At 37.7% G+C, this 12,385-nt stretch carries 11 protein-coding genes; 6 read left to right on the forward strand and 5 right to left on the reverse strand.

The genetic code is table 11. From position 1 onward, the window contains the following. Positions 1–201: 201 nt before the first annotated feature. The 6 genes from BW932_RS00005 (at position 202) to BW932_RS00035 (ending at position 8,595) form a co-directional block, all read left to right on the forward strand. Positions 202–2,565, forward strand: coding sequence for a M1 family metallopeptidase (locus tag BW932_RS00005; RefSeq protein WP_076384113.1), 2,364 nt, complete (start codon positions 202–204; stop codon positions 2,563–2,565). Positions 2,566–2,610: 45 nt separating this feature from the next. After that, positions 2,611–2,841: a hypothetical protein gene (locus BW932_RS00010; RefSeq protein ID WP_076384115.1), complete on the forward strand. Its 231-nt coding sequence runs from the start codon at positions 2,611–2,613 to the stop codon at positions 2,839–2,841. Positions 2,842–3,260: 419 nt separating this feature from the next. Further along, a complete protein-coding gene (locus tag BW932_RS00020) occupies positions 3,261–3,539 on the forward strand; it encodes a co-chaperone GroES (protein WP_076384119.1) in 279 nt (92 codons plus the stop codon). Positions 3,540–3,596: 57 nt separating this feature from the next. Continuing rightward, a complete protein-coding gene (locus BW932_RS00025) occupies positions 3,597–3,881 on the forward strand; it encodes a four helix bundle protein (RefSeq protein ID WP_185113904.1) in 285 nt (94 codons plus the stop codon). A gap of 140 nt (positions 3,882–4,021) precedes the next feature. Beyond that, a complete protein-coding gene (gene groL / locus BW932_RS00030; RefSeq protein WP_076384121.1) occupies positions 4,022–5,647 on the forward strand; it encodes a chaperonin GroEL in 1,626 nt (541 codons plus the stop codon). Between the two features lie 197 nt (positions 5,648–5,844). After that, positions 5,845–8,595 (forward strand): DNA methyltransferase, encoded by a 2,751-nt coding sequence (locus BW932_RS00035; protein ID WP_076384123.1) that lies wholly within the window; start codon positions 5,845–5,847, stop codon positions 8,593–8,595. Positions 8,596–8,931: 336 nt separating this feature from the next. On the opposite strand, the gene BW932_RS00045 is transcribed toward BW932_RS00035, so the two are convergent. From BW932_RS00045 to rnc, 5 genes are all read right to left on the reverse strand, one after another. After that, a complete protein-coding gene (locus BW932_RS00045) occupies positions 8,932–9,258 on the reverse strand; it encodes a hypothetical protein (RefSeq protein WP_245820606.1) in 327 nt (108 codons plus the stop codon). A gap of 12 nt (positions 9,259–9,270) precedes the next feature. Next, positions 9,271–9,423 (reverse strand): hypothetical protein, encoded by a 153-nt coding sequence (locus tag BW932_RS14340; protein ID WP_245820607.1) that lies wholly within the window; start codon positions 9,421–9,423, stop codon positions 9,271–9,273. Positions 9,424–9,730: 307 nt separating this feature from the next. Beyond that, positions 9,731–11,176 (reverse strand): pyruvate kinase, encoded by a 1,446-nt coding sequence (gene pyk, locus BW932_RS00050; protein ID WP_076384127.1) that lies wholly within the window; start codon positions 11,174–11,176, stop codon positions 9,731–9,733. Further along, complete coding sequence (locus BW932_RS00055) at positions 11,169–11,642, reverse strand: IPExxxVDY family protein (RefSeq protein WP_076384129.1); 474 nt, start codon at positions 11,640–11,642, stop codon at positions 11,169–11,171. The genes pyk and BW932_RS00055 overlap by 8 nt, the downstream gene beginning before the upstream one ends. Continuing rightward, complete coding sequence (gene rnc, locus BW932_RS00060) at positions 11,617–12,381, reverse strand: ribonuclease III (RefSeq protein ID WP_076384131.1); 765 nt, start codon at positions 12,379–12,381, stop codon at positions 11,617–11,619. The genes BW932_RS00055 and rnc overlap by 26 nt, the downstream gene beginning before the upstream one ends. Positions 12,382–12,385 lie beyond the last annotated feature (4 nt).

Below are 12,385 nucleotides of genomic sequence, written 5' to 3' on the forward strand. Positions count from 1 at the left end.
AATAAAATAATCCATCTCATTTTTGCAGTACTCAAATCTGGAAAAAAATATGAAAATAATTACCAAAATAGTTTGGCGGTGTCATAGAAATCAAGTCGGGGCGCAAGTTTCGTTCGCAATCAAAGGCCTTTATTTGAAAAGTGGTTCTTACTCCACAGAAATTAATTACATTTGAAACTTAAGTCAAACTCTCCTTTTACAATGAAATTCAAAATCGCTACGCTTCTTTTTTGTTCTGCTTTTGCTTTTGGGCAAAACATTCAAAACAATCCTACAAGCAATCATGGTAACAAATTCGAACAACTCGGAACCATTTTGCCCACTGCGAATATTTACAGAACCGGTTCCGGTGCTCCCGGACAAGGATATTGGCAAAACCGCGCCGACTACGATATTACCGCCTTTTTAGATGAAGACAAAAGAAGTTTGCGCGGGTCAGAAACCATTACGTACTACAATAATTCTCCAGATGATCTCGAATACATTTGGTTGCAATTAGATGAGAACGAACATTCATCTCTAAAAGATGCAGGTTACGATGATGGAACAAAATTACCAAAGATGATCACAACCGACCGGTTGAAAACAACAGAATTACCGGTAAAAGATAATGGTTATGGCGTAAATTTAGAAAAAGTGAGAGACGATTCAGGAGTTCCACTGCAATTTGTAGTCAACAAAACCATGATGCGTATCGATCTTCCGAAAGTATTAAAAAAAGGAGAAAAATTCACATTTAAAATCGATTGGAATTATAAATTTCCGAACCGAATGGTCATGGGTGGAAGAGGAGGTTATGAAAATTTCCGCGAAGATGGCAACGATTTATATACCATCACCCAATGGTATCCAAGAATGTGTGTTTACAGCGATTTCAAAGGTTGGCAAACCAATCAGTTTACCGGAAGAGGAGAGTTTGCGCTGGTTTTTGGCAATTTCAAAGTTTCGATGAATGTTCCCGCCGATCATATTGTAGCCGGAACTGGGGTGGGTAAAAATTACGAACAAGTACTAACTTCTGCCCAGCTTTCTCGCTGGAAACAAGCACAAAATTCAAATGAACCTGTCGAAATCGTAACTTTAGAAGAGGCAAAAAAAGCAGAGAAAAGCAAATCTAAAGATCGAAAAATCTGGAAATTTGAAGCCGAAAATGTTCGGGATTTTGCCTGGACTTCCTCCAGAAAATTTATTTGGGACGGGATGAAAGTCACCATTCCAGAAAATAAAAATGAAGTGATGGCGATGAGTTTATATCCGAAAGAAGCCTATAATTTATATCGCAAGTTTTCTACAAGAGCAGTTGCTCACACCATTAAAACCTACTCAGAATTTACCATTCCTTATCCGTATCCAGTTGCGCAATCTATTGAAGCTGCAAACGGAATGGAATATCCCATGATTTGTTTCAATTATGGCAGAACCGAAAAAGATGGAACCTATTCTGAAGGAATAAAAAATGGGATGATCGGCGTAATTGTTCATGAAGTTGGCCACAACTTTTTCCCCATGATCATTAATTCCGACGAAAGACAATGGTCTTGGATGGATGAAGGTTTGAATACTTTTGTGGAATATTTGACCGAAGAAAAATGGGATAATAAATTCCCTTCTCGCCGCGGTCCAGCTCACACCATTGTCGATTACATGAAGCTGCCGAAAGATCAGTTGGAACCCATCATGACGAATTCTGAAAACATCATTCAATTTGGTCCGAACGCGTATTCAAAACCGGCAACAGGATTGAATATTTTGCGCGAAACCATTATGGGAAGAGAATTATTTGACAAGGCTTTTAAAACGTACGCAAAAAGATGGGCTTTTAAACATCCGGAACCGGCAGATTTTTTCCGAACCATGAATGATGCAAGTGCTGAAAACCTCGATTGGTTTTGGCGCGGTTGGTTTTACGGAATTGATCCTGTAGATATTTCTATCGACAAAGTAACGGTTGCGACGCCTGATTTAGATGCGGTTGTCAAAAATAAAGAGGTTATTTATACGGTGGATAAACCCCAGCAAAATGAATTTACAGATATTTCTAAAATCAGAAATAAAGAAGATAAAAACATCGTATTTTACACGGATGTAGAAAAGGAAACCCAAGATTTCTATTGGAAATACAATCGCGGAATGGAAAAAGTAGATCAGGCGAAATCCTATACTTTAAAAAACGATAACTTAGAAAATATTGCCGCAAACGACAAAGTTAATTTGCAAAACATGACCGCTTATCAAATCGATTTCACGAACAAAGGAGGTTTAGTAATGCCGATTATTTTAGAATTTACTTTTGAAGACGGTTCTAAACTTACTGATAAGTCATCTGCACAAATCTGGAGAAAAAATGAAAACAACGTTTCTAAAACGTATTATTTCGACAAGAAACTAAAATCTATTCAACTTGATCCGATGCGAGAAACGGCAGATATCGATACTTCCAATAATTTCTGGGGCGAAATTCCGGCACCAACTTCAAAATTTGAAGTTTTCAAAATGAAACAGGGCGGTTCTGCACGCGGAGCATCAACCGGAAAAGTAAATCCGATGCAAGCAGCTGGAAAGTAGGATGCGATAAAATCTATTTATTTAACTTTACTAAAATTTCAGAAGATGGAAACCATAAAATTAAATATAGAAATTGAAAAGCAACATTTGCCATTGATTTTAAAATTTCTAGAAAACATAAAAGGCATTGTAAATGTGGAGGAAGATGATACGCATTTAGAACATTTTTTAGAGATGGAGAATGATTTTCTTAGTGGAAAATTAGAAACTATTTCCGAAGAAGGTTTTAGAAAAAATATCGAGGATAAGGTATGCGAGTTGTATTCTCAAAAATAGCAAATATTCATTTTAATGAGATTTTAAATGAACTTTCAGAAAAATGGACAGAGAAACAAACTCGTGTATTTATTTCTGAATATGAAAAGGTGATTGAAAATGTGAAAATCAAATTGGTTACCTATCCCTATTATTCTAAAAAGCATCAAATACATTTTGCTTTGATTGGTAAAAAAAATGTAAAATGTACTTTAAAGTTTATCCAAAAGATAACATCATTTTGGTTTTTGATTTCTTTAAGGTCAAAAGAAATCCCGAAAAACTATATAAATTGTAAAAAGCCATTCATTTGAATGGTTTTTTTTCTGCCAAAATTTCTCAATTTATATTCATGAATAATGACAGATTTTCAGATTACTTTCCGTGGCATCGTTTTAGTGAAGTTGAAACCATAACATAATAAATTAAACCAAAATAATATGTCAGTAAAATTCAGACCATTAGCAGATCGCGTTTTAATTGAACCGATTCAAGCTGAAACAAAAACCGCTTCCGGAATTATAATTCCAGATACTGCAAAAGAAAAACCACAAGAAGGTACTGTGATCGCAGTAGGACCAGGAAAAGTAGATGAGCCAACTACCGTAAAAGCAGGAGACAAAGTTCTTTATGGAAAGTACGCAGGATCTGAATTAAAGTTAGATGGTAAAGATTATTTGATCGTAAAAGAATCTGACCTTTTAGGAATTATTGGATAATTTTTAGCAGTTGGCTTTTAGCGATTGGCATTTAGCAAGTCTGTAAAATTCACGAAAATGAGAGATTTTAGAAAATTTGAAGTTTGGCAAATGAGCCATCAATTAACTTTAAAAATTTATTCTATAACAAAGCATTTTCCTAAAGAAGAATTATTCGGATTAACCTCTCAAATCAGAAGATCTTTCGCTTCAATTGGATATAATATTTCAGAAGGAAGTGGCAGAAATTCAGATAAGGAGTTTGCTAATTTTGTCAACATCGCTTTAGGTTCATCTAATGAAGCTGAAAACCAGTTAATTTTGACTAAAGATTTAGGATACATCAATGAAATTGATTTTTAGAATCTTTTATTGGAATTAATAGTATTAAAAAAGAAGCTAGTTTCTTTGTGGAATAAGCTTAAAGAAAATTAAAAAACAAAATTAAAATTACGAATTGCTTAAGCCAAAAGCCAAAAGCAATTCGCCAAAAGCAAAACATTATGGCAAAAGAAATAAAATTCGATATCGAATCAAGAGACGCTCTTAAAAGAGGAGTCGATGCATTAGCAAATGCAGTAAAAGTAACATTAGGACCAAAAGGAAGAAACGTAGTGATCGAAAAATCTTTCGGTGCACCACACGTAACCAAAGACGGTGTTTCTGTAGCAAAAGAAATTGAACTCGAAGACCGGGTAGAAAATATGGGAGCTCAAATGGTAAAAGAAGTGGCTTCTAAAACCAATGACATCGCAGGAGATGGAACTACTACAGCTACCGTTTTAGCGCAAGCAATCGTAAGAGAAGGTTTGAAAAACGTTGCAGCTGGAGCAAATCCAATGGACTTAAAAAGAGGGATCGACAAAGCAGTTACTGCAGTAGTTGAAAACCTGAAATCTCAGTCTCAGGAAGTAGGAAATGATTCAGAAAAAATCAAGCAAGTTGCCTCTGTTTCTGCAAATAATGATGAAACCATCGGTTCTCTAATCGCTGAAGCTTTCGGTAAAGTAGGGAAAGAAGGAGTAATCACTGTTGAAGAAGCAAAAGGAATCGACACTACCGTAGATGTGGTAGAAGGAATGCAGTTCGACAGAGGTTACCAATCTCCGTATTTCGTGACCAATCCTGAAAAAATGATCGCTGAATTAGAAAATCCGTATATCCTTTTGGTAGAAAAGAAAATTTCTTCCATGAAAGATTTGCTTCCAGTTTTGGAGCCGGTTGCACAATCAGGAAAAGCATTACTAATTATCTGTGAAGAAGTTGAGGGCGAAGCTTTAGCAACTTTGGTAGTAAATAAACTAAGAGGATCATTGAAGATTGCTGCCGTGAAAGCGCCAGGTTTTGGAGACCGAAGAAAAGCAATGTTGGAAGATATCGCGATTTTAACGGGTGGAACTGTTATTTCTGAAGAAAGAGGTTTCACGATGGAAAACGCAACTTTGGATATGCTTGGAACTGCAGAAAAAATTGTGATCGATAAAGACAATACCACTTTGGTAAACGGTGGTGGTGACGAAGCTTTAATCAAAGGAAGAGTAAGCCAGATCAAAGCACAGATGGAAACCACAACTTCCGACTACGATAAAGAAAAGTTACAGGAACGTCTTGCTAAATTGGCAGGTGGAGTTGCGGTACTTTACGTAGGAGCAGCTTCTGAAGTAGAAATGAAAGAGAAAAAAGACCGTGTTGATGATGCTTTGCACGCAACAAGAGCAGCAGTAGAAGAAGGAATTGTTCCTGGAGGAGGCGTTGCTTTGGTAAGAAGTATTTCAGCGTTAATCAATTTGAAAGGAGACAATCAGGATCAGGATACTGGTATTAAAATCATCAGAAGAGCGATTGAAGAACCATTAAGACAAATCGTTGCCAATGCAGGTGGAGAAGGTTCTGTAATCGTAGCAAAAGTTTCTGAAGGAAACGGAGATTTCGGTTTCAACGCAAAAACTGATGAGTACGTGAATATGTACGAAGCAGGAATTATCGATCCTACGAAAGTAGTTCGTGTAGCCTTAGAAAACGCAGCATCAGTTTCAGGAATGTTGTTGACTACAGAATGTGTCATCACCGAAGTGAAAAGCGCAGAACCAGCCATGCCAATGGGAGGTGGAATGCCGGGAATGATGTAACGGTCAGCGACCGACGCAATAATAATAAATAATCCGTTCAGATATTTTTCTGAGCGGATTTTTTTTGGAATTAAGAAAATCGGTTCCTATTTTTTGAATTTATTTTATTATATTTAGTTGATGATCATTAAAAAGATATCTATAAGTGAGGTTCAAGTTGACCCCTCAATATTTTTTAATTAAACATAATAAAAATAATGGCTTTAAGTTGGAACGAAATAAAAGACCGCGCATTAAAATTCTCCAAAGAATGGGCAGAAACTTCAAACGAAGACGCAGATGCAAAACCCTTTCTCGTTGAGTTTTTTAATGTTTTTGGCATCACACGAAAACGCGTTTCCACTTTCGAGCATCGGGTGAAAAAATTAGATGACAAAGACGGTTACATTGACCTGCTTTGGAAAGGCACCATTTTAATAGAAATGAAAAGCCGCGGCAAAAACCTTGACAAAGCCTACCAACAAGCCATCGATTATACCCACGGACTGAAGGAACACGAACTCCCGAAATACATCTTGATTTGTGATTTTGAAAACTTCCGGCTCTACGATTTGGAAGAAAATAAAACCATAGCATTTAAACTCGATGATCTTGTAAATAATGTTCAGCATTTCGGTTATTTATTGGGGTACCAAAAGAAAGTTTACGAAGAACAGGATCCTGCAAACATCAAAGCCGCTGATTTGATGGGCAAACTTCACGATCGGTTAGAGGAAATTGGCTACACCGGTCATTCCTTAGAAGTGTATTTGGTTCGCATTCTTTTTTTGCTTTTTGCAGAAGACACCACTATTTTCAATAAGCAGCAATTCCAGGAATATATTGAGCAACGCACCAATGTGGATGGGAGCGATCTTGCTGCAAAACTGCACGAACTCTTTCAGGTGCTGAACACGCCGAAGGAAAACCGCTACAAAAACCAAGACGAGCAATTGGCAGATTTTCCATACGTCAACGGAAAACTGTTCTTAGAATCCCTACCTACAGCAAGTTTCGACAGCAAAATGAGACAGGCATTACTGAATTGCTGCTACATTGATTGGAGTAAAATTTCGCCCGCCATTTTTGGTTCCATGTTTCAAAGTGTGATGAACCCGAAGGAACGCAGAAACTTAGGCGCACATTATACTAGTGAAACCAATATCCTGAAACTCATCAAACCACTTTTCCTGGACGAACTTTGGAAAGAATTTGAAGGCATAAAAGACAACAAAAACAAACTCCCCGAATTTCATAAAAAACTAAGCACCCTGAAATTTCTGGATCCAGCGTGTGGTTGCGGAAATTTTTTGGTGATTACCTACCGGGAATTGCGTTTGCTGGAGTTAGCAATTTTGCGCGCAACCTACAAAGGCGGTCAACAAGTGATTGACGTGAGTAGTATTATTTGGCTGGATGTCGATATGATGAGCGGATTAGAATATGAAGAGTTCCCTGCACGAATTGCCGAAGTGGCAATGTGGCTCATTGACCACCAAATGAATATGTTGATCAGCCATGAGTTTGGACAATACTTTGCGCGTTTGCCCTTAAAAAAATCTGCGAAAATTGTTCATGGTGATGCTTTGGAATTCGATTGGGAAGAAGTAATTTCTAAGGATGAGCTTTCTTATATCATTGGAAATCCTCCTTTTATTGGTTCTAAAATCATGAAGCAAAATCAGCGCAACCAAATTGTAAAAGAATTTGACTATGCAGACGGAACTGGAGTTTTAGACTATGTAACAGGTTGGTATATTAAAGCCGCAAAATATATTCAAAACACCAAAATTAAAGTTGCCTTTGTTTCTACAAATTCCATTGTTCAAGGGGAACAAACGAGTATTCTGTGGGGACAAATGCTTAATAAATACAACATTAAAATTCACTTTGCGCACCGAACTTTTAAATGGAGTAATGAAGCCAAAGGAAATGCAGCGGTTTATTGCGTGATCGTTGGGTTCGCTAATTACGACACATCAAACAAAAGTATTTTTGAATATGAAGATATCAAAAGTGAAGCCCACGAAATAAAAGCAAAAAATATCAATCCATATTTAGTTGATGCAAAAGATATTTTTGTTGGTAAACGCAGAAAACCTATTTGCAATATTCCAGAAATATCATTTGGCAGTATGCCTAATGATGGCGGAAATTTTCTTTTCACAGACGTAGAAAAAAACGCATTTATTGAACAAGAACCGAAAGCGGAAAAGTTTTTCAGACCACTCATTTCAGCTCACGAATTTCTAAATGGTCATAAACGTTGGTGTTTATGGCTTAAAAGTGCAAATCCAACAGATTTAAAAGAAACAAAACTTGTAACTGAAAGAGTTGAAAATGTCAGAAAACTTAGGGAAAAAAGCACAAGACAAGCAACTCAAAAACTGGCAGCTTTCCCAACTTTGTTTGGAGAGGACAGACAACCAAAAAGTGATTACGTGCTAATACCACGTCATTCATCTGAGAATAGAAAATATATTCCTTTGGGCTTCTTTGTCGAGAATTCTATTGCAAGTGATAGTTGTCTATTTATTGAAGGTGCAAAGCTCTATCATTTTGGTGTTCTAATGTCAAGCATTCATATGGTTTGGGTTAAAAATATGTGCGGTCGTATAAAAAGTGATTACCGCTACTCAAATGAATTGGTTTATAACAACTATCCGTTCCCAGAAAATCCCAGCGATAAACAGATCAACTCCATAGAAACAGCCGCACAAAAAGTTTTGGACGCACGACTGCAATTTCCGAACAGTTCATTGGCGGTTCTTTATGATCCTTTGACGATGCCGCCTGTTTTGGTAAAAGCCCACAATGACTTAGACAAAGCCGTGGACTTGGCTTACCGACCACAAGCTTTTACCAGCGAAGCCAACAGGATGGTATTCCTATTTGAGCTCTATGAAAAATACACAGCAGACTTATTTACCAAAGAGAAACCAAAGAAAACGAAAAAATCTACCCCTTAATACTGCCGAAAAGTCTTGGTAAGATCAGTTATTTGGGTATTCTATTGTTAATTTTAAGTAAAACGCCCACCATCGCGGTCCTGAACCCCAAATTCCCGGTTTCGAACCCCCGTCATCCCGGTTCCGAACCCCGTCATCCCGGTTCCGAACCTCGTCGTCCCGGTTCCGAACCCCGTCGTCCCAGTTCTGAACCCCGTCGTCCCGGTTCCGAACCCCGTCGTCCCGGTTCTGAACCGCAAATTTTCGGTTCCGAACCCCGTCGGATAGGTTCCGAACCGAAACGACACAAAAAAATCCCTGCCCAAGGCAGAGATTCGTAATGGTGAGCAGCCTTTTTTAGATACTGTCGCCACCTTCTACTGGTGGTGTGTTTTTTATACGTTTTCCAAAAAACTGTTTCAGCTCATTCATCTTGGTTTGGAAACCCGCCGAGTTCGAACCTGCTTTGTAAGTGGTGAACGCGTAATCATTCAGTGCTGACTGGTAATTGTCGTAATCGTGTAGGATCTTCGCATCTCTCATTTTTTCCTGCAATGCCTCCAATCTATTGAAGGCGCCCTCCAGGAAGAGTCTGCTGTTGTAGTCATTCTCAAATTCTACCCAGTCTTCATCTTGAACAGAAAGTTCTGGGCTGGTTCTGCGGTAATCCCAAACTTTGTTCACCAGAAGTTTGTTCTATTCGTTTACGCTTCCATAGGTTTTGCGTTCATTTGGCGTAAGCGTTGCGGTAAGTGGCGCAAGTGCAGCTTCTAAAGCAGCAAGTGCGGTGTTGATTGCGTCGATTTGTGCCGCAGTCAAGTGCGTGTTGTTGAGGTTGTTAATTGACATAATTAAAAATTTTAATTGATTTGTAAGTCAAAATTAATAAGAAATAGTGAACCAAATAACCGTTAAAACTCACTTTTTTTAATTGAATTTAGAAAACAGATTGAAAATGTTTTTTAACCAATTATCCGACAAAAGGATTTTGTAAATAAATAGAAGGGAGCGCCTTCTCCGCAGTAAATAAAGCAAATTTCCAGACAAAAAAAATCTGCCACCAAATAAATGGGGGCAGACTGTGTTTTTGCTGATGGCAAATGGCTTTTAGCTTCTAGCCTATTGCTTTTAGCCTATGGCTTTTGGACAATCGCTATTAAATCGTCGTTAATCTTAATGTATTGGTTTTTCCGCCTTCATACGCTGGAGTAGCGTTGAGGTTGATCACGAAATCGCCGTTTTCTACAAAACCGTGGGTGTGCGCCAACATATTTACCTGTACGATGGTTTCATCGGTCGATTTTTGCATGTCGTAATAGTACGCGCGTACGCCCCAAAGCAAGTTAAGCATCGTTAAAACTCTTTTGTTAGAACTGAAAACAATGATATTCGAGTTTGGTCGGTGTGCAGAAATTTGGAAAGCCGTGTAGCCAGAATAAGTGAGGGTAATAATCGCCTCCACATTGGTTGATTTTGCAATTCTTACCGCTGCAAGACAAACTCTGTTGGTAATGAAGCGCTCATCAATACAATTAAATTCACGTTCGATCGGAGAATTTTTCGTTTGGTAAAAATGGGTTTGCTCAATGTTTTTTACGATTTTCGACATGTTTTTTACCACATCTACAGGATATCTTCCAACGGAAGTTTCGCCTGAAAGCATTACCGCATCGGCACCGTCTAATACGGAGTTTGCAACGTCATTTACTTCAGCTCTTGTTGGTGTTAAACTGGTGATCATGGTTTCCATCATTTGGGTGGCGATAATCACGGGTTTCGAATGTTTTCTTGCGATTTCTACCAAATTTTTCTGAATGGCCGGAACTTCTTCCATCGGAACTTCTACGCCCAAATCTCCACGAGCTACCATTAAACCATCGCATTCCTGAAGAATTTCTTCAATATTTTTTACCCCTTCTGGTTTTTCAATTTTAGCAATGATCGGCGTTTTGTGCTTGTTAGTAGGATGGTTTTTCATGATTTCTTTCAAATCAATAATATCCTGCGCATGACGAACGAATGACAATGCAATCCAATCCAATTCTAAATCGAGCATGAAATTAGCATCCTCAATATCTTTTTCAGTTAAAGCTGGAAGCGACACATTGGTGTTCGGTAAATTCACTCCTTTTTTAGAACTCAGCGGTCCACCTTGAATGGTTTTTGCTCGTACAGTGTCGATATTGTTGGTCTCTAAAACCTCCAAGACTAATTTACCATCATCGATCAAAATTCTTTCTCCTGCCTTTACATCTTGAGGAAACTTTTGATAGGTCATGTACACCATTTTAGAATCCCCTTCAATTTTTTCATTGGTGAAGGTTAAGATGTCGCCTGGATTCAGATAGGAACCTTCTTTTACTACGCCAACACGAAGTTTCGGGCCTTGTAAATCACCGAGAATACCTACAGAAAATCCGTATTCCTGATTCAATTCTCGAATCATTTGTACGTTTCTGGAAACTAAATCGTAATCTGCGTGTGAGAAATTTATTCTGAAAACATCTGCACCGGCTTGAATGAGCTGTAAAATGACTTCTTTGTCAGAAGAGGCTGGTCCAAGGGTTGCGATGATTTTTGTTTTTTTTAAATATTTATTCATAATATTGAATTATTTGATAAAGCTCTTCGATAGGGCTTAGTGGAAAATGTTGTATTGGAAACATAAGATTTTCCGGGAGCAAAATTAAGGAAAAATCATTAAATGGTTCCGATGTTTTCAGGAGATAATCGACATCCTGAAAATGATTCAGCAGGAATTTGGTTTCCTGTTCTCCTGAAAATAATTCGTTCGAAACTTTTTTCTGAATATGTTGGGAGGATTTGTTTGCAATAAACTGAAAACAAACTTTCGAATCACAATGAAAACCTTCAAACCTGGGAAAAAAATAGTCGTTGTACGCGCCGCAGTACACTAAATCTGCAATTCTAGTTAATTTGAAAGAGTTGCGTACATTGAGTTGGTAAAAAAATTCATGTTCTGGAACTTCTTTTGCGAGACGAATTAAACCTAAAGTTATTTCTTCATCTTCGTCTTCAATTTCAAGCAGTATCTTTTGAGATTTCAAGGATGCTTTGTTTTTTGTTTAGGATATAAAAGGCTCTCTGTGCGGCTTTTTCTTCCGCTTTTTTCTTAGAGGTTTCTGTAGCATTTGAAATCTTTTCCTCATCCAGCCAGACAACACTTCGGAAAACTAAGTTTTTGTTGGGCTGCATTTCTTCGCAGGTTTCGTATTTGATGGTCACTTTTTTTTTCTGTCCCCATTCTAAAAGTAACCCTTTGTAGCTCACGATTTTATTTTCGAGCTTATTCATCTCCGACGGTGTTAGAAGTCTTTCCAGAACGACTTTTCGGCAGGTTTCATAATCCAGGTCTAGGTAAAGTGCGCCTACCAAAGACTCCAAAAGATTTCCCGAAATATTTTCGCTTAAAATTGTAGTAGAATCATATTGCAAAAATTTCGTGAGTTGCAGTTCATTACCCAATTTATTTAGATTTTTGCGGTTCACAATTTTCGATTTCATTTGGGTAAGGTAACCTTCATTTGCATCGGGATAAGTTGTGAATAGATGACACGAAATAATCGCTCCCAATACTGAATCTCCTAAAAATTCGAGTCTTTCGTAATTTTTAATTTCTTTGTTTCGGGAAGATGTTTTTAATGAAAATGCTTCGCGGTAAAGATGGATATTCTGTTGTCCGCAACCCGTAATTTTAGTGAGTTCGGTACTGAAAATATAGTCTTTTTCCGAAAGTTTTTTTTTTCTGTTGACGAGGAATTGAGAAAGATATTTCTTTAACTCCATCTGT

The organism is Kaistella chaponensis (genome assembly GCF_900156725.1).
GTDB lineage: Bacteria > Bacteroidota > Bacteroidia > Flavobacteriales > Weeksellaceae > Kaistella > Kaistella chaponensis.